This window comes from Saccharospirillum sp. (assembly GCF_040881935.1).
Lineage (GTDB): Bacteria > Pseudomonadota > Gammaproteobacteria > Pseudomonadales > Natronospirillaceae > Saccharospirillum.
This window is the reverse complement of sequence record NZ_JBBECH010000041.1, coordinates 22,001-39,989: the sequence shown is the minus strand read 5'-3', so window position 1 is coordinate 39,989 and position 17,989 is coordinate 22,001. Positions and strand designations below refer to the sequence as shown.

The following is a 17,989-nucleotide window of genomic DNA, read 5'->3' as shown; positions in this document are numbered from 1 at the left end:
AAAAACAAAAGCAGTGGCTACCGCAATTTCACTTCGATCCTCATCATGTCGCCGCGATAGATCCCGTTGGCCAACAGAATCACATCGCCATCCTGGTTCACCGCCATCCGCTGCACATTCGCCACAGGATCTCCAATAGAGACGTTCAGCTCGGTCGCTGTTTCCAGACCAGCCGACCCGATGGTCACGATTTGGTTGGCATTCTTCACGGTTTGGCCCGGAATGTCAGACACCAAACGCATGGCCGTGACGGTGGTGTAGGCTTCCTCCGGTATGGCCGAGCACAGCCGCTCGTCGACATAGACATCGGCCAGCAGAAAAGCTGTGCCGTCACGGCTGTGACGTCGCCGTAGGTGGCGGTAGCCTGGCGCCGGTTTGCCGATCGCACTTTCATACCGGGGCAATAATACGTTGCGCTCCTCGCTGAGGATTTCGATGGTGGCGTTGTCGCGCGCGATGAGCAGGCCAGACCAGTCGGTCTTGACCTCGCACCACAGTTCGCGGCTCGGTCGTTCGATAACGAACGTTCCTTTTGCGCGAAAACGCTCGATTAGCCCCTCACCTTCAAGAATGTCAAGGGCCTGCCGAATGGTCATGGTTGCCACACCGCATTGACTGGCCAGTTCTTTGACGGTCGGAATTTTGGTGCCCAGGTCCCATTCTCCAGACTCGATCCGTTGGCGGAACAGGCTGGCCAACTGAATGTAACGCGATACATTGCTTTTTTGCATCGCTCTGACCGTCGCATTCTGGTTTATGCCGTTGGGCATTCAAGATACCTCAATTACTTGTATTGCCTCAGGATAACGCTGAGTTATAACGCTATCAATTAAAAAACTAGGCTTTTCTCATTTGTGTTGCGTCGATGAATTTCACCTTAGCCCGTGAACCTAAGCTGTCCTGTGGTAACTTCGCCGGCGTTGCTATCCTGATCATCAAAGATTGCGGTGGCCCTGACCGAGGCACAAGCTGCCCAGTCCTTTTCGGCCATTGAGAGTTTCGGGAAGAAATCGCGCCAAGCACAATCCGGCCAACGAAAATCGAGTTGTCCGAGCGCGCAGATCACGGCGATGTGGCCGATACCGAAAGGTGCCGCAGCCAAGGCTTCGGCGTCCTCTTCCAGCTGCGCCATTGAGGCTCTGACCTTGGCATGCCAACCTTCCGTAACGGCTGTCCAGGCTCCTGACTCGCGTGTGAGCTCGGTTCGCCAGAGCAGCAGGATGTCGGTCAGCCCGTCACCCAAGGCCTGCCAGACTAGCTGGTTGAACCGCGCCGCCGGATCGGCGGAGAAGAGCTCAGTGCCCGCTTTCATGTCGAGATATTCACAAATGACGCGACTGTCGAAAACGGCCTGACCCTGTTCCGTGACCAGCGTGGGGATCTTGCCCAGCGGGTTGTCGGTCAGCACTGCCGAATTAGGCGGCAGGTGGACAGCCACCACCGACCTGACCAGTTCAACCTCATCCAGAAGGCCAGTCTCATGCAACGCTATCATCACCTTACGCACAAACGGAGAGCGTGGGGACCAATGTAGTTTCATCATTTTGTGTCTCCTCACACTGCTTCAAGCGCTATGGCAATGCCCTGGCCGACGCCGATACACATGGTAGCCAATGCCCGACGCCCCTCTCCGCGCGCCAGCGCTCGGGCCGCGGTGCCAGTGATCCGCGCACCCGACATGCCTAACGGGTGTCCTAGGGCAATGGCACCGCCATTGGGATTGACAAGCGCAGCGTCATCCGGGAGTCCCAAGCGTCGGGTCACGGCCAGCGCCTGGCTAGCAAAGGCCTCGTTCAATTCTATGACGTCGAAATCACGCACGGACAGCCCTTGCTGCAGGCAAAGCTTTTCCGTCGCCGGTGCCGGGCCGATCCCCATGAGTCGTGGCGCGACCCCTGCGGTGGCACCGCCGGTGATCTTGGCCAACGGAATCAGACCGTGGCGTTTGATCCCTTGCTCGGTCGCAAGGATCAGTGCCGCCGCTCCGTCGTTTACGCCCGAGGCATTGCCTGCTGTCACCGACCCACCGTCGCGGAAGGGCGCCCTTAGTGACGCCAGTGTCTCGATGGACGTGGCACGTGGATGTTCGTCGGTGTCGAAAATCACTGGGTCACCACGCCGCTGTGGCACGCTGACCGGAATGATCTCATCGGCCAGAATACCTGTCTTTATCGCCGCTGCAGCACGTTCCTGTGAACGCAGGGCGAATGCATCCTGATCCTCGCGTGAAATGCCGTAGTGCTCAGCCACGTTTTCCGCCGTCTCGGGCATAGAGTCCGTACCGTAGCGCTGTTGCATCGCCGGGTTAATGAAGCGCCAGCCGATGGTAGTGTCTTCAACGCTATTTTGGCGCGAGAATGCCGAGGTTGCCTTCGGCATCACGAAGGGCGCACGGCTCATGCTTTCCACCCCGCCCGCAATGATGAGGTCACCTTCGCCCACGGCCAGTCGACGCCATGCCGCCAGCACCGCATCCATGCCAGACCCGCAAAGCCGATTGATTGTGGTGCCGGAGACGGTCTCGGGTAGCCCTGCCAGCAGAAGGGACATGCGTGCAACCGACCGATTGTCTTCTCCCGCTTGATTGGCGCAGCCATAGATTACATCGATCACTGACTCCCAGTCGATACTCGTATGCCGCTCCTGCAGTGCGCGTAAGGGCAGCGCCCCCAAGTCATCGGTGCGAATTGAGGAAAGGCTGCCCCCATATCGACCGATCGGCGTGCGGACATAATCGCAGATATAGACGCTGTGCATGGTTCAGCTCTCCTGAAAGGTATCGATTTGGTTGAGAATATCGGCCACTGGCCCGGCCTTGAAGCCGTGACCGATTGCCTTGGACAGGGCTTCGAGATCGGCTTCCAGAACCGAACGTTCCTGTTTCGACGCCCAATAAAGTGGGCCGCCGCACCAGCGCGGGAAGCCATAGCCGTTGGTCAACGCCACATCGACGTCAGAAGGCCGCTGCGCAACGCCTTCGTCCAGCAGACATGTGGCCTCATTAACGATGGTTGTCATGAGCTGGCGCTGGATAGCTTCTGCAGTGTAAGACACTGCCCTAATACCCGCCTCGGCGCGCGCTGCGGCTATGATGGCGTCAACTCCTGGGTCGGGCCGAGCTGTGCCCTCGCTATAATCGTACCAGCCCTTTCCCGTCTTGCGCCCCAGCCGCCCGGCTTCACAAAGGCTGTCGGGGATGGTCACATAGCGCGCCTCGGGGTCGCGCGTGGGGGCTTGCCGTTTGCGCATAGCCCAAGCAATGTCGAGGCCAGACATGTCGGCTACTGCGAAGGGCCCCATGGCAAAGCCAAAGCCGGTTACCGCCGCATCCACTTGTTCCGGCATCGCGCCATCGAGCACTAAAAGCTCGGCTCGGCGCCGATAGGCCGCGTAGATACGATTGCCAATGAACCCCTCTGCGACCCGAGCCACTATCGGTTGTTTGTCGAGCTTGCGGGCGAGTTTTATCCCTGTCGTCAAAACACGGTCGGAGGTCTTGGCGGTGCGCACCACCTCGAGCAGCGGCATGATGTCGGCAGGGCTGAAAAAATGCAGGCCAATGATCTGCTCAGGCCGCACAAGATCTTTCACCATGTTGTCGATATCGAGATAGGACGTGTTGGTGGCAATGATTGCTTCAGGCGACAACTCGGCCTCAAGCCGTTTCAGCACATCCTTCTTTATGGACATCTCTTCGAACACTGCCTCAATCACCAGGTCACAGCTGGAAATAGCGGAAAACTCCACTGCCCCAGCCAGCGCGGCGCAACGTTGCTTGCGTTGCTCAGCTGAGAGTCGGCCTTTGGCGACCAATGCCTCAAGACTGGCATCTATCTTGTCGATTGCACTGTCCAGCGCTACTTGATCGCGTTCGACCAAGACCACCGGCAAGCCAGCCGCAAGAAACGCCCGCACGATCCCCTGTCCCATCGTGCCGCCGCCGACGACCCCGACCGACTCGATATTTCGCGCCAGCTTCATGTCCAGACCGTCGACCGAAGTGGCGGCGCGTTCGGAAAAAAACAGGTAGCGCAACGCGAAGGCGTCTTCGCTGAAGCGCAGATGCTGAAATACCGCACGCTCGTCCGCAAGCGCCGTGTCAGCATCATGCTCGCCAATGGACATCACTAGCCGGATTGCTTCGGCTACGTTCGGTCGCTTCTTGCCACGCTGCAATGCCTTAACGGCCGCGGCTTCGATTGCATCGGGTGACTCATTCGGAGGCGGTATCTGGATGGCGAGCCGTTTAGGCCGGTCTTGAGCCCTCAAGAAGGCAATAGCCTCTTCTAAAAGGTCGCCCTCAGTCACTGCATCAATCAAACCGTATTCTAGTGCTGTCGCCGCCGGAAGGCGCTCGGCGTTACAGATCATCTCGATGGCCCGTTGTTTTCCCACAAGGCGCGGCAACCGCTGGGTGCCGCCCGCGCCTGGCACGAGGCCAAGCGCGACCTCGGGCAAGCCGAGCTTTGTATCCGTTTCAGCAATGCGATAATCGCACCCGAGAGATAGCTCCAGCCCACCGCCAAGCGCCACGCCATGCATAGCGGCAACCACCGGAAAATTTGTATTTTCTATGATCCGGATGACCTCCGGCAGCTCGGGCGGTGCCAGCGGCTTGCCGAATTCTCGCAAGTCGGATCCGGCGACAAAGCAACGGCCTGCCCCCATCAAAACTGTCCCAGTCGCGTTGGCAGCGGTGGCTTGTACAATACCCTGCACCAGCCCCGCACGCACGGCATGAGACCCGGCATTGACCGGGGCATTGTCGATTGTCAGCACGGCAACAGTGCCAATCATTTCGAACGAAACCATACCGGGTGAGACGTCTGGAGTTTCGTTTTTCATGGGTATGCTCCTCTCATGAAGGCTAGGTCGGCGGATTGGAATAGGATTCACACCTTCTTTGCTTTTAATGGATAATGATCTATGTTTATAGCTTATATGGTCAAAAATGTAAACACCGAAGAGGCTCTTGGCTTGCCATAGTTCGAAATCGGCTTAGAACTACATCACACGGACGACCGTTTTTTGGGGGCAGCAGTAGGTGCAAGGGCGTGTTTAAGAAAACGAATGCTTCTGCTAAAAGGGCGTTATAGTTCGTCAATTACTCGCGTTGCATTATTAAAGATTTAGCCCTCAGGCGAATTTGTCCTGATATCTCTGGGAAGGAAGGCAATTTTTAGGGTAATCGGGAACTCTATTTATTTCATCCCCCTAAGTCCGACAGCCTCCTGGTGCACTTTAACAGACTAAATGCCCATACCAGATCTCCCCAAAAGGTTCACCACAAGGCGCCGTTCGACAGAAAGGGTGACTCCCCTTCCAGCTCTGGCCGGTGGTTATGTTAAAAAATAGTCAGTCAATACGGTGAACAAAGACCAAAAGAGTGATTGATGAAACGTCCGAGCTGCGAACTCCACAGCCCGAACGATCCATTGGCGGATCGTTCGGGCGCAATCCGCCGATGGGTTACCTTGAACTGAGCCCGCTTACGCAGTAGGCTTGCCAAGTCTTGTCGGAGTGCCGGGGGAATACCCTGGCTGAGATCGCACTAGCGGGATCCGTTGAACCTGATCGAGTTCGTACTCGCGAAGGAAACAAGGGGAATACCAGTTTCGGGGCCATGCCCTGAATATTATGAATCCACCGGATTCCGGTATTTTCAATTCAAGCCGGGCATTGGCCGGTTCTGAATGGCTTGTTCGGGTGTGTGTTGGCAGACAGCAGACCCGGGCGTCTGTTGTCTGCCAATGATCGTCTACACCCCCAGCTCCCCTGCGTTCGCTCCGTCGCTTTTGCGAGGAACGATCGAAAATGACTATATCCACACCTGCGATAAACCAGAAACAGCCAATCAAACGGACACCGGGCGCCCCAGTTGGCGAGCGTGTTCAAGAATTGCAAGCTGATGCAATCGCTGCCTTTCCCAACTCAGAACGTCTGTACCTGGCCGGTTCCCGTTCGGATATCCGGGTCGGCATGCGAGCTATTCACCTGTCAGACACGCGCGTCGGTGGAACCGTTGCAACGCCCCAGTGGCGGGCTAATGAGCCGGTGATTGTCTACGACACCTCTGGCCCCTATACCGACCCCGATTCGGACATCGATTTGCGACGCGGGCTGGCGGCGCTGCGTGAGCCGTGGATCGAGGAGCGCGATGATACGGAATGGCAAGATGCACTGGGTTCAAATTTCGCGCGCCAGCGTGCTGAAGACCCGTCATTGGCGGCGTTGCGATTCACCCACAGCCGGGTTGCGCGCAAAGCCAAAGCCGGTCGCAATGTGACTCAGATGCATTACGCCCGTCAGGGTATTGTTACCCCGGAAATGGAATACATCGCCATTCGTGAGAACCTTGGCCGAGAGCGCCTGCAAGATCAGACGCTGGCGCACCAGCACCGGGGCGAAGCCTTTGGTGCGGCCATTCCAACGCAGATTACGCCGAAATTTGTGCGTGATGAGGTCGCCCGTGGCCGGGCTATTATTCCGTGCAACATTAATCACCCGGAAGCGGAGCCGATGATCATTGGCCGTAACTTCCTGGTGAAGGTGAACGCCAACATCGGTAACTCGGCGGTGACCTCGGGCATCGAAGAAGAAGTCGACAAATTGATCTGGGCCACGCGCTGGGGGGCTGATACGGTGATGGATTTGTCGACCGGGGCCAACATTCATGAGACCCGGGAGTGGATACTGCGTAATTCGCCTGTCCCGATTGGCACAGTACCGTTGTACCAGGCACTCGAAAAAGTCGGGGGTGTTGCTGAAGACCTGACCTGGGAGGTTTATCGCGACACCCTGATCGAGCAGGCTGAACAGGGTGTCGATTACTTCACCATTCACGCTGGCTTGCGCTTGCACCACATTCCGATGACCGTGGACCGGGTGACCGGCATTGTCAGCCGGGGCGGGTCGATCATGGCCAAGTGGTGCCTGGCGCACCATAAAGAGAGCTTTCTCTACACCCATTTTGAAGACATCTGCGCCATCATGAAGGCCTACGATGTGTCGTTTTCACTGGGCGATGGTCTGCGCCCGGGCGCCATTGCCGACGCCAATGATGTCGCCCAGTTCGCCGAACTGGAAACCCTGGGTGAACTGACGCAGATTGCCTGGCAACATGATGTTCAGACATTGATCGAAGGGCCGGGCCATGTGCCCATGCACCTGATCAAAGAGAACATGGACAAGCAACTTGAATGCTGTGACGAGGCGCCGTTTTACACCCTTGGTCCGCTGACGACCGACATCTCTCCGGGCTACGACCATTTCTCTTCGGGCATCGGCGCCGCCATGATCGGCTGGTATGGCTGCGCCATGCTGTGCTACGTGACGCCGAAGGAGCATCTCGGTCTGCCAGACCGGGATGACGTTAAGCAGGGGTTGATCACCTACAAGATTGCCGCTCATGCGGCAGACCTGGCCAAGGGCCATCCCGGTGCCCAGATTCGCGACAATGCGATGAGCCGGGCCCGGTTCGAGTTTCGCTGGGAAGACCAGTTCAATTTGGCGCTCGACCCCGAAACCGCCCGTGACTATCACGACCAGACCCTGCCCAAGGAAGGTCACAAGGTGGCGCATTTTTGTTCCATGTGTGGTCCCAAATTCTGCTCGATGAAAATCAGCCAGGAAGTGCGCGACACCGTGGCGGCAGATCGGGCCGAGGCGGCCCGGATACCATTGCAAGTTGACGCCGAGGCGGGCATGGCGCAGAAATCGGCCGAATTCCGCGACCAGGGTGCGCAGCTCTATTCACCCGCGCAAGGAGCTGACCATGAGTGAACCGCGCGCCATTGTCTGGAGCATCGCTGGCAGCGACAGTGGCGGAGGTGCCGGTATTCAAGCTGACGCGCTGACCATCACCGCCCTGGGTGGTCACGCTGCCACGGTCATAACCTCGGTCACCGCGCAGAACAGTCTCGGCTTAGTGATGGCTGACCCTGTGTCGCTGGCGGCGTTTCATGCGCAACTGATGGCGTTGGCGGATGATCTGCCACCGGTTGCGATCAAGATCGGCCTGCTCGCCAGTGTTGATCAGATCAGTCACCTGGTCCGGTCCCTGCTCGTCTGGCGTGAGCGCTGGCCGGGGCTCGCTGTGGTGCTGGACCCGGTGGCCATCGCCACCAGTGGTGATGCACTGACCGACCGTGCTGTCTATGCGTCTTTGCATCGGCTGTTGCCGCTGGTTGATCTGGTCACCCCGAATAAGCCTGAACTGAGCTGGCTCACTGGCTGCGGTGGCGAGCCGGTCGCCCAGCAGGAAGCAGCCCAAAAGCTGCATCGCGATACCGGCACGGCCATCTTGTTGAAAGGCGGCCACGACACGGTGGGCGAGGAGGTGACCGACCAGTTATTCGACCACAGCGGGCACTGGCGATTGCGCCAGCCGCGGTTAAGCACCCCCCATACGCACGGTACCGGCTGTACCCTGAGCAGTGCCTGGGCCACGGCCCGCGCCCTGGGGTATGACCTGATGGACGCGGTCGCTATTGCCAATGCCTTTGTGTACCGGGGCCTGAAACAGGCCTATGCCACTGGGCAGGGGGCTGGCACGCTGGCGCGAGCACCCGTCACTGACCTGTCATCACTTGAGTTTGCCGATATTGACCGGGAACGGGACGCCCCGGCCCCGGCCAAACCTTTTCCGGGCCTGACCCGGCCGCTGGGTATCTATCCGGTGGTGAGCGATCTGACCCAACTGGAGACTTTACTGGCGGCTGGGGCCAGCACCCTGCAGTTGCGACTGAAGTCGCTGGATACCGAGCGTCTGGCGACGCAGATCAATCGGGCGGTCGAGCTGGGGGAGCGCTACCAGGCTCAGGTGTTCATCAATGATCATTGGGCGCTGGCGCTGGAGTTTGGCGCCTATGGGGTGCACCTGGGTCAGGAGGATCTGGCGAGTGCGGACCTGGTGGCGATTCAGCGTGGCGGTTTGCGTCTGGGTGTTTCAACCCACGGCTTTGCCGAGGTGCGACGGGCCCAGCGGCTGCTGCCAAACTACATCGCCCTGGGTCATGTCTTTGAGACTGAAACGAAAGTTATGTCCAGTCAGCCTCAGGGTCTGGACCGTTTAGCGCAGTATCAGCGTCTGATTGGCTCTCAATGTCCGACTGTCGCCATCGGTGGCATCAAAGCCCGGCATCTGGACGCTGTCGCCGCCTGCGGCGTGTCCGGTGTCGCCATGGTAACCGCGATTACCGAGGCCGAGTCGCCGCCGCAGGCCTGGCGCGACCTGGATCGTCACTGGCAAGCCCTGACCGGAGGTGCGGCATGAAGATTCTGTGCAACGGCGATCATCTGGAAGTCGCCTCAGAGACAACTCTGGATGTGGCCTTGTCGGATTATCTGAACAGTCCTGGCGCGGCTGCTCAGGGCGGTTTGGCGGTGGCCTGCAATGGCGAGGTGGTGCCCCGACATCAATGGTCACACTGGCTGCTGGCCGAAGGTGACCGGCTTGAACTGTTTACTGCTGTGGCCGGAGGCTGATCATGTTAACCATTGCCAATACGTCTTTTTCATCGCGGTTGCTGACCGGAACCGGCAAGTTCAGTCACCCCGGGCTCATGCTCGACACGCTGGCCAACAGTGGCACCGAACTGGTCACCCTGGCGCTGCGACGCCTGGACCGGCGCGATCGCGATGCCATTTTTGAACCGCTGCAGACGGCCGGCTACCGGCTACTGCCCAATACCTCAGGTGCACGAACGGCCGAAGAGGCCATTCAGGCGGCCCAGCTAGCCCGGGAAGCCATGGGGACGCCCTGGTTGAAGCTGGAAATTCACCCGGACCCGCGTTATTTGCTGCCAGACCCGGTCGAAACCCTGAAAGCCGCAGAGCAACTGGTACGGTTGGGCTTTACCGTACTGCCCTATGTGCACGCAGACCCGGTGCTGTGCAAGCGACTGGAAGAAGCTGGTTGTGCCGCGGTCATGCCGCTGGCGGCACCGATTGGCTCCAATCAGGGGCTGGCCACGGCGACTTTTCTGGACATCATCATCGAACAGTCGCGGGTGCCGGTCATCGTCGATGCTGGCCTGGGTGCGCCGTCGCAGGCTGCCGAGGCGATGGAGCGCGGTGCCGATGCGGTGCTGGTTAATACCGCCATTGCCACCTCGGCAGATCCGGTCGCCATGGGCGCAGCATTCAGGGCGGCCGTTGAGGCCGGTTTCCAGGCACGACAGGCCGGGCTTGCGCCGCCGGACCTGCGAGCATCGGCGTCCAGCCCGCTGACGGCGTTTCTTGAACTCGGGAGCGATGACCATGACCGATGAACGCGATTTCCAGCCACCGGACTGGCAGACCAGCGGTCTCTCGCTCTATGCCAAAACCGGGGCAGACGTCGAACGGGCGCTGGCCAGTCCGCGTCGCAGTACCGATGATTTTATGGCGCTGCTCAGCCCGGCGGCCCGGCCGTATCTGGAAACCATGGCGCAACTGAGTCATCGCCTGACGGTGCAGCGCTTCGGGCGGGTTCAGCAGCTGTTTGCGCCGCTGTACCTCAGTAACGCCTGTGCCAATGAATGTGACTACTGTGGTTTTTCGATGAGTAACCGGGTGAGGCGTAAAGTTCTGAGCACCGATGAGCTCGCGACTGAAGCGGCCTATCTCAAACAACAGGGGTTCGAACACCTGCTGTTGGTAGCGGGTGAAGCGCCACGTGTGGTCGGGGTGGACTACTATGAACGGGCGCTGCAGCAGTTGGGTCCGGAAATGGCTCAAATCAGTCTTGAAGTGCAACCACTGTCGACGGAAGAGTACCGCCGCCTGCATCAGGCGGGCCTGCATGCGGTGCTGGTCTACCAGGAAACCTATCATCGACCGACTTACCGGCAGCATCATACTCGTGGTAACAAGGCCGATTACGATAACCGGCTGGCCGCCCTGGCGCGAGCCGGAGACGCGGGCATTCACCGTCTGGGCCTGGGCGTGTTGCTTGGGCTCGCCGACTGGCGCCTGGACAGCCTTATGGCTGCTCATCATCTGCGCTACCTGGAATGCCGCTGCTGGCGCAGCCGGTTTTCGCTGTCGTTTCCACGGCTGCGACCGGCTGAGGGCGGGTTTCAGGCGCCTCATCCGTTGTCCGACGCCGATCTGGTCCAACTGGTCTGTGCCTGGCGTCTGTTCAGCCCGGATCTGGAGCTGAGTCTGTCGACGCGGGAGCCAGCGCAACTGCGTGAGCACTTGCTGCCGCTCGGGGTGACCAGTTTGAGTGCCGGGTCTTCAACCCGGCCCGGGGGCTATGCCGTAGAGCCGGATGCGGCGCTGGAACAGTTCAGCATTGACGATAATCGGTCACTGAAGGATGTCGTTGCCGCTGTGCAAAGGTTAGACTATCAGCCTGTCTGGAAAGACTGGGATCGGCATCTGCATCTGGCAATAGGATAACAGGGCCCGCATTCCGGTTTGCCAGAGCGCTGTTTCTTGCCTTTACTCAGGGGACCCATGGCCGTTTGTATCCCGGTAGCGCTGCGGATTCTTTGATGTCAATTTGCATGATCGAGTAACCATGTCGACACCCGTCCTGATCTGTGACGATTCAAGTCTTGCCCGCAAACAGGTGCAACGAGCGCTACCGTGCGGCTGTGACCTGATGAGCACTGAGCATCTTGATGGGCTCAGTCATGGACAAGAAGGTATCACGCGGGCTGGCTGAGAAAGGTTTCCAGAATCAGCTGGGCGGCCAGGCTGTCGATGTCAGCCTGACGGGCCTTGGTCAAACTGGCGCCCTGCAAACCCAGGTGACTGCGCGCTTCGCGACTGCTAAGCCGTTCGTCCACCGCCTCGGCGGGTAAGCCATAGCGCCCATACAGGCGTTTGCGAAACTTATTGGCACGGGTGCCCATTTCACTGTCGCTGCCATCCATGTTGTAGGGAATGCCGACGACAAAGCCGACCGGCCGCCATTCAGCAACGAGGGCGTCGATGGCTTGCCAGTCGGGAATGCCATCGCGGGCACGCAGGGTGGTGATGCCCGTTGCCGTGCCGGTGATGGTCTGACCGGCGGCGACGCCGATCCAGGCGAGGCCGAAATCAAACCCCAGCCATTGGCCAACTGGCAGGGTCATGAGGCATCCCTTCTGAAGCGGTTGTCGGTGCGGAATTGCCAGGTACGGATAATTTCCAATTGGTCGTATTCCCGGGCCATGTCGCTGGTGAATGGCTCGAACGGAGCCGCCATGTAGACGATGCGTTTGGCCGCCTGGTCCAGCAGGGCATGGCCGGAACTCTGGGTGACTTCAACCGATGCCAGGCTACCGTCTGCCTTCATTTTAACAGCGAGACGGACACTGCCGGACAGCCGGTCCTGGCGGGCGGCCTGCGGGTAATTCTGGTTGCCTATTCGCTCAACCTCGTCGAGCCAGTTGAACACATAGGCGGCGTCCAGCGAGCGACGCGCCGACACCGCGGTCAGGGTTCTGACCCGGGGACGATTGGCAAAATTTTGACGGCTTTCATCGAGCATGGCGCGCAGCGTCGCAACGTCATTGATTTGACTGATCATCAGCGGGTCGTTGCTGGCCAGTTCCTCGACGGGCGGCGCGTCTTCTTCGGCACGGTCCAGGGCGGTGCGGCTGGCGTCAGTCTGGGCGGTCAGAATGCGTTTGCGGGCCACGTCCAGCTCGGCAAAATTAAGGTTTTGCAGCTCTGGTGTGGTTCGGAAAATCTGATTGTCCTCGATCTCAGCTTGTTCGGTGGAGGTCAGCCGGGCGGCCTCATCCAGGGTGCCGCTGCCCTCCTGGTCGGCATCGGCCAGAAAGTCGGCTTCCTCCAGAGGGGTGGGTTCACTGCGGCTGTGTTGGGCCAGGGTGACGTCCAGCGTCGGAGGAATTGAGCGGGCCTCGGGAGCAGAAAAGCCGATCCCGAAAATCAGCAGGGCATGCAAGCCAAGCGCCAGAAACAGCGTAAAGCTGAGTCGATCAGCGGCGCCTATGCTGGCAGCGGTCGACATCAGGCCGCTCCCCGCTTCCGGGCGATGATATCCATCAGCTGTCCACCGATGTTGGTGTCGTAGGCGGCATCGATTTCGCGGATGCAGGTTGGGCTGGTCACGTTAATCTCTGTTAAATAATCACCAATGACATCCAGGCCAACAAACAACAGGCCACGCTTTTTAAGCTCTGGCCCCACCTGGGCGGCAATCCAGCGGTCCCGATCGGTCAGCGGCTGGGCACGGCCGGTGCCGCCCGCGGCGAGGTTGCCCCGGGTTTCGCCTCGTGCTGGCAGGCGGGCGAGGCAGTAGTCTATCGGTTCGCCGTCGATCATCAGGATGCGTTTGTCGCCATCCTTGATTTCAGGCAGGTATTTCTGGGCCATGGTCTGGGTTTTACCGTGTTCGGTCAGTGTTTCAATGATGACGGAGACATTGGAGTCGTCCGCCTTCAAGCGGAAAATGGAACTGCCACCCATGCCGTCCAGCGGCTTGAAGATGACATCACCGTGTTCGGCATGGAACTCCTTCAACAACTGAGCGTTGCGGGTTACCCGATGCGGTGGTGAACACTCTGGAAACAGAGTTGCGAATAACTTTTCGTTACAATCGCGCAGCGCCTGTGGCTTGTTGACGATCAGGGTGCCCTCTTGCTCGGCTCGCTCCAGCAGGTAGGTGGCGTAGGTATACTCGTTGTCGAACGGCGGATCCTTGCGCATCAGGATAACATCCAGATCCGCCAAAGGGGCCGCTTTGACAGGGCCAAGTTCATAAAAGTGATCTGGGTCACGAAATACGCTTAGTGGCCGCATCAGGCCTTTGGCCTGGCTGTCGTCCAGATAAAGGTCGGCCGGAGTCATGTAGAGCAGCTCCCAGCCTCGGTCTTGCGCGGCCCAGAGCATGGCGAGTGAGCTGTCTTTCTTGTAAGTGACGGTCTCTATAGGGTCCATCACGATGCCGATCGTTAATTTCATGTCTAGCCTCAGGTTATCATTGGCTGGTATGGTAATAGATGATTGGTATAGCAAAAACAACTTTCTTTACAGCCGTTTATAGCGGATAGCTAGATTCTGTGATAAAAGTTCCAGTCTTGGTATTAGACAGCCAGTAACAGCGCTTCTGTTGATGACAGTGGTCGACAGCGTATCCGTATCCCGATTTTGGCTGTCGGGGTAAGCGCCGTGTTACCAGACAGATGGCGGTTTTTGCTGCGCATCAGGTTGCGAGTGACGTAACCTGGTGCGCTAGAGAGCACATCAGTGCCAGCATGGGCCAGACATGCGGGTTCAATTACTGGTACGCTACTTGCAGCCCGGTACCTGATAGACAGGTACTCAAAATATAGCTTTCAACCCTGGGATGACCTATGGAAAACAGCTTTGAAAGCCTCAAGGTGATGGTCATTGACGACTCCAAAACCATCCGGCGCACGGCGGAAACGCTGTTGAAGAAAGTCGGTTGTGAGGTGATCACCGCGACGGACGGCTTCGACGCACTCTCCAAAATAGCCGATACCAAACCGGACATTATTTTTGTGGATATCATGATGCCCCGACTGGATGGGTATCAAACCTGTGCACTGATCAAAAATAACAGTGCCTTTAAGGAAACGCCGGTCATCATGCTGTCCAGTAAGGATGGCTTGTTTGATAAGGCAAAAGGCCGCATTGTCGGCAGCGATCAGTACCTGACCAAGCCTTTCGGTAAGGAAGAGCTGCTGGGCGCAATTCGGGATTACGTAAAATAATGACCGCACGCTTCGGCTGAGCGGTTTGTTGTTGTTGATTTAATGTTTAAAAATAAATGGGTGGACCATGGCACGGATTCTGATTGTAGACGACTCTCCTACTGAGACCTATGCGTTTCAGGGCATGCTGGAAAAGCATGGGCATGAAGTATTGACGGCCGACAACGGGGCTGACGGAGTCGCCCTGGCACGTCAGGAATTGCCTGATATCGTATTGATGGATATTGTTATGCCCGGCCTTAACGGTTTTCAGGCGACCCGTCAACTTACCAAAGGTGCCGATACCGCCCATATCCCGGTCGTGATTGTGACCACCAAGGATCAGGAAACAGACCGGGTTTGGGGTCGTCGGCAAGGCGCCAGTGGCTACCTGGTCAAACCGGTCGCTGAAGATCAGCTGTTGTCGACCGTCGAGGCCGTTCTCGCCGGCAACCTTCAGGACTGACTGCACACTCATGTCTGATATGACTCCAATTCAGCTGCTGCGTGACATCGCGCTGCGCTGTCGTACCCAGGCTGCGGGTTTGCCCGAGCAGCAGGAGGTTCGGGAAACCTGGAGTGGCATCGGGTTTCGACTGGTCGATCACTACTTTGTCGCTGCCATGGATGAAATCACGGAGATCCTGAATGTTCCTTCCGTGACTCGCCTGCCTAACGTCAAGCCCTGGGTTCAGGGTGTATCCAATGTCCGGGGTCGTCTGATTCCGTTGATTGATCTGGATCTGCTTTTTGAAACCCCCAGTCAGGAATCCATGCGCAATCGTCGCATTCTGGTGATCGAACAGCACGACCAGATAGACGGGCTGATCGTGGATTCAGTCGAGGGCATGCAATACTTTCCGGTTGATGATTTTTCAGGCGATGTCCCGGCACTACCCGATACCATTAAACCCTTTGTGCGCGGCCACTACGTCCGGGATAACCAAATCTGGACGGTGATCAGCATGGGGGATCTTTATGAGCACGATATTTTTCAGGAAGTGGCGGTCTGACCGTCACCGGGTGAATGGATGCAGCCATACAGTCAGGCTACATACCCCGGGAGAAGGTTGGTTCGGAAATTGCGTTGTTTGAACGCCTTTCCGGGACGCTATTCTTACACAATTGACGAACAGAACGATTCTATTTCAGAAGCACAGCCTGAGGCCGAACTGGAGTTCGAACGATGAAACAAAGAGCCGGAAATTTACTAACCATCCTGGGCACCAACCGCTTGCTCAGTATTCTGCTGGCCGCGCTGCTGGTTGTGGTACTGGGCCTGTTCGCCGTGGTCTACCAGAATTTCAGATTGAGCGCCTTTGACCAGGAGTTGCTCGAACACGCGGGTGAAATGCGGGTACTGTCGCAGGAAATTGCGAAGAACTCCTCGGAAGCATCCGGTGGTCAGGAACAAGCCTTTGGGTTGTTGCAACGCTCACGCGCCGAGTTCGAAGTACGCTGGAATTATGTGCAGCAGGGCAACTCCATTACCGGTACACCGTCACTGGCACAGCATGCGCCAGAGGTCGATATCAGCAGCCTGTCGCGTATTTGGAACCGGGTGAGCCAGAATTCGGATTTGATCGTTGAATCCCAGGAAACCATTCTCGATCTGCACGAAACGGCCAACACCCTGTCTGAACGGATTCCCGAGCTGCAGGTTGAATACGACGAAGTTGTCGAGATTCTGCTCGAAACGGATGCTGGCGCAGGCCAGGTGGCGGTTGCCCAGCGTCAGGCCTGGCTGGCTGAACGGATTGTGCGGTCGATTAACCGGGTTCTGGTCGGGGGTGAAGGCGCTGTCATGGCAGCTGACTCGTTCGAGCGGGATGCGGCACTGTTCCAGCGTGTTCTGGACGGCATGCTGAACGGCAACGCCAACCTAGATATCGATCGTGTGGACGACCTCGAAGCGCGTGAAGCGCTGGATGAAATTGCCAATCTGTTCCAGATCGTATCCGGCTCGGTCACACAGATTATGGCGACCTCCCCTGAGTTGTTCCAGGTACGTGAAGCCGCCTCCAATATTTTTACCGACTCTCAGGTATTGCTTGAACAAGCCTCCACACTGGCTGGCCAGATTCAGCAATCGGCAGATACCCGCCCACTCAGTAATGCCCTGGTGATTTACGCACTGGGTGCGCTGGCGCTGGTGCTGATTGCCATCGCGGTATTCGTGGTTATTCGTGATACCCAGAAAGACTTGCGTGAAACAGCTGAAACCAATGAGCAAAACCAGAATGCAATTCTGCGACTGCTGGATGAACTGGCTGACCTTGCAGACGGTGATCTGACAACGCAGGCCACGGTAACCGAAGACTTCACAGGTGCCATTGCTGACTCTATTAACTTCGCGATCGACCAGATGCGTCAGTTGGTATCGGCGATTAACTCGACGGCGGTACAGGTCTCCTCGGCCGCTCAGGAAACGCAGGCAACCGCCATGCATTTGGCCGAAGCTTCGGAGCATCAGGCTCAGGAAATTGCCGGTGCCTCGGCGGCGGTAAACGAAATGGCGGTGTCCATCGACCAGGTATCGGCGAACGCTGCGGAATCAGCCGCAGTGGCGGAGCGGTCGGTTGCGATCGCCAAGAAAGGTGCCGATGTGGTGCAGTCGACCATTAATGGCATGGATAATATCCGCGAACAGATTCAGGAAACCTCGAAGCGTATTAAACGACTCGGTGAATCGTCACAGGAAATTGGTGACATCGTATCGCTGATTAACGACATTGCCGACCAGACCAACATTTTGGCTTTGAACGCCGCGATTCAGGCCTCCATGGCCGGTGATGCAGGCCGGGGCTTTGCGGTGGTTGCGGACGAAGTACAGCGTCTTGCGGAGCGGTCTTCGGCGGCAACCAAACAGATTGAAGCGCTGGTTAAAACCATTCAGAACGACACCAACGAAGCCGTAATCTCGATGGAGCAAACCGTGGCCGAGGTGGTTCGGGGTGCACGCCTGGCGCAGGATGCCGGTGTAGCACTGGAAGAAATCGAGTCGGTATCGAAGAACCTGGCTGACCTGATTCAGAACATCTCCAACGCTGCACGCCAGCAGGCCTCGTCTGCGGGTCACATCTCCAACACGATGAACGTGATTCAGGAAATTACCTCACAAACGTCAGCGGGTACGACGGCAACCGCGAAGTCGATTGGTAACCTGGCTCAGTTGGCGAACGATCTGCGTTCTTCGGTCGCTGGTTTCAAGCTGCCGGAAGGTGACGATGACTTGGGTATGCTGGGTGCCCCGGAATTGGACGATGAGGTCGCTTAACAGCGGCTGGTCGGGTCCCTCGGGAAGTTCAGAGGTATGGTTGTTATGATGGCCGTGC

The 17,989-nt window shown here is 58.0% G+C and carries 16 protein-coding genes and 1 riboswitch; of the genes, 9 read left to right on the top strand and 7 right to left on the bottom strand.

The window, feature by feature from the left end:
• Window positions 1–17: 17 nt before the first annotated feature.
• The 4 genes from WEB54_RS06645 to WEB54_RS06630 all read right to left on the bottom strand — a co-directional run bounded on the left by WEB54_RS06645 (window position 18) and on the right by WEB54_RS06630 (window position 4,845).
• Window positions 18–770, bottom strand: a complete 753-nt coding sequence (locus WEB54_RS06645) for a GntR family transcriptional regulator (RefSeq protein ID WP_368054362.1) — start codon at window positions 768–770, stop codon at window positions 18–20.
• Between the two features lie 107 nt (window positions 771–877).
• The gene (locus WEB54_RS06640; RefSeq protein ID WP_368054360.1) at window positions 878–1,543 is read right to left on the bottom strand and encodes a glutathione S-transferase N-terminal domain-containing protein; all 666 of its coding nucleotides are present in this window, start codon (window positions 1,541–1,543) and stop codon (window positions 878–880) included.
• Between the two features lie 11 nt (window positions 1,544–1,554).
• Window positions 1,555–2,757, bottom strand: coding sequence for a 3-oxoadipyl-CoA thiolase (pcaF, locus tag WEB54_RS06635; RefSeq protein ID WP_368054358.1), 1,203 nt, complete (start codon window positions 2,755–2,757; stop codon window positions 1,555–1,557).
• Between the two features lie 3 nt (window positions 2,758–2,760).
• The gene (locus WEB54_RS06630; RefSeq protein WP_368054357.1) at window positions 2,761–4,845 is read right to left on the bottom strand and encodes a 3-hydroxyacyl-CoA dehydrogenase NAD-binding domain-containing protein; all 2,085 of its coding nucleotides are present in this window, start codon (window positions 4,843–4,845) and stop codon (window positions 2,761–2,763) included.
• 661 nt (window positions 4,846–5,506) lie between these two features.
• Window positions 5,507–5,614: riboswitch (TPP riboswitch) on the top strand.
• A gap of 200 nt (window positions 5,615–5,814) precedes the next feature.
• On the opposite strand from WEB54_RS06630, the gene thiC reads away from it, so the two are divergent.
• Genes thiC through thiH form a run of 5 tightly spaced genes read left to right on the top strand, consistent with a single transcriptional unit; the run spans window position 5,815 to window position 11,385 of the window.
• Entirely contained in the window at window positions 5,815–7,782 is a 1,968-nt protein-coding gene (gene thiC / locus WEB54_RS06625; protein ID WP_368054356.1) for a phosphomethylpyrimidine synthase ThiC, read from the top strand.
• Window positions 7,775–9,274 carry a thiamine phosphate synthase gene (thiE, locus tag WEB54_RS06620; RefSeq protein WP_368054354.1) on the top strand — a complete coding sequence of 500 codons (1,500 nt, stop codon included), beginning with the start codon at window positions 7,775–7,777 and terminating at the stop codon, window positions 9,272–9,274. The genes thiC and thiE overlap by 8 nt, the downstream gene beginning before the upstream one ends.
• Window positions 9,271–9,486, top strand: a complete 216-nt coding sequence (gene thiS / locus WEB54_RS06615; RefSeq protein ID WP_368053965.1) for a sulfur carrier protein ThiS — start codon at window positions 9,271–9,273, stop codon at window positions 9,484–9,486. The genes thiE and thiS overlap by 4 nt, the downstream gene beginning before the upstream one ends.
• Window positions 9,487–9,488: 2 nt before the next feature.
• Window positions 9,489–10,271 carry a thiazole synthase gene (locus WEB54_RS06610; RefSeq protein WP_368054352.1) on the top strand — a complete coding sequence of 261 codons (783 nt, stop codon included), beginning with the start codon at window positions 9,489–9,491 and terminating at the stop codon, window positions 10,269–10,271.
• Window positions 10,261–11,385 carry a 2-iminoacetate synthase ThiH gene (gene thiH, locus WEB54_RS06605; RefSeq protein WP_368054350.1) on the top strand — a complete coding sequence of 375 codons (1,125 nt, stop codon included), beginning with the start codon at window positions 10,261–10,263 and terminating at the stop codon, window positions 11,383–11,385. The genes WEB54_RS06610 and thiH overlap by 11 nt, the downstream gene beginning before the upstream one ends.
• Window positions 11,386–11,636: 251 nt before the next feature.
• On the opposite strand, the gene ruvX is transcribed toward thiH, so the two are convergent.
• The 3 genes from ruvX to gshB are packed head-to-tail and all read right to left on the bottom strand — an operon-like array spanning window position 11,637 to window position 13,902.
• Window positions 11,637–12,065: a Holliday junction resolvase RuvX gene (ruvX, locus tag WEB54_RS06600; protein ID WP_368053961.1), complete on the bottom strand. Its 429-nt coding sequence runs from the start codon at window positions 12,063–12,065 to the stop codon at window positions 11,637–11,639.
• Window positions 12,062–12,949: an energy transducer TonB gene (locus WEB54_RS06595; protein ID WP_368053959.1), complete on the bottom strand. Its 888-nt coding sequence runs from the start codon at window positions 12,947–12,949 to the stop codon at window positions 12,062–12,064. Before WEB54_RS06595 ends, ruvX begins: the two co-directional genes overlap by 4 nt.
• Entirely contained in the window at window positions 12,949–13,902 is a 954-nt protein-coding gene (gene gshB, locus WEB54_RS06590) for a glutathione synthase (protein WP_368053957.1), read from the bottom strand. The genes WEB54_RS06595 and gshB overlap by 1 nt, the downstream gene beginning before the upstream one ends.
• 392 nt (window positions 13,903–14,294) lie before the next feature.
• Between gshB and pilG the strand changes: the two genes are divergently transcribed.
• The 4 genes from pilG (at window position 14,295) to WEB54_RS06570 (ending at window position 17,931) form a co-directional block, all read left to right on the top strand.
• Window positions 14,295–14,675 carry a twitching motility response regulator PilG gene (gene pilG / locus WEB54_RS06585; protein WP_368053955.1) on the top strand — a complete coding sequence of 127 codons (381 nt, stop codon included), beginning with the start codon at window positions 14,295–14,297 and terminating at the stop codon, window positions 14,673–14,675.
• A 67-nt stretch (window positions 14,676–14,742) separates the two neighbouring features.
• Window positions 14,743–15,120: a twitching motility response regulator PilH gene (gene pilH / locus WEB54_RS06580; RefSeq protein ID WP_028671182.1), complete on the top strand. Its 378-nt coding sequence runs from the start codon at window positions 14,743–14,745 to the stop codon at window positions 15,118–15,120.
• A gap of 10 nt (window positions 15,121–15,130) precedes the next feature.
• A complete protein-coding gene (locus WEB54_RS06575) occupies window positions 15,131–15,667 on the top strand; it encodes a chemotaxis protein CheW (RefSeq protein WP_368053952.1) in 537 nt (178 codons plus the stop codon).
• 173 nt (window positions 15,668–15,840) lie between these two features.
• Window positions 15,841–17,931: a methyl-accepting chemotaxis protein gene (locus WEB54_RS06570; protein ID WP_368053950.1), complete on the top strand. Its 2,091-nt coding sequence runs from the start codon at window positions 15,841–15,843 to the stop codon at window positions 17,929–17,931.
• Window positions 17,932–17,989 lie beyond the last annotated feature (58 nt).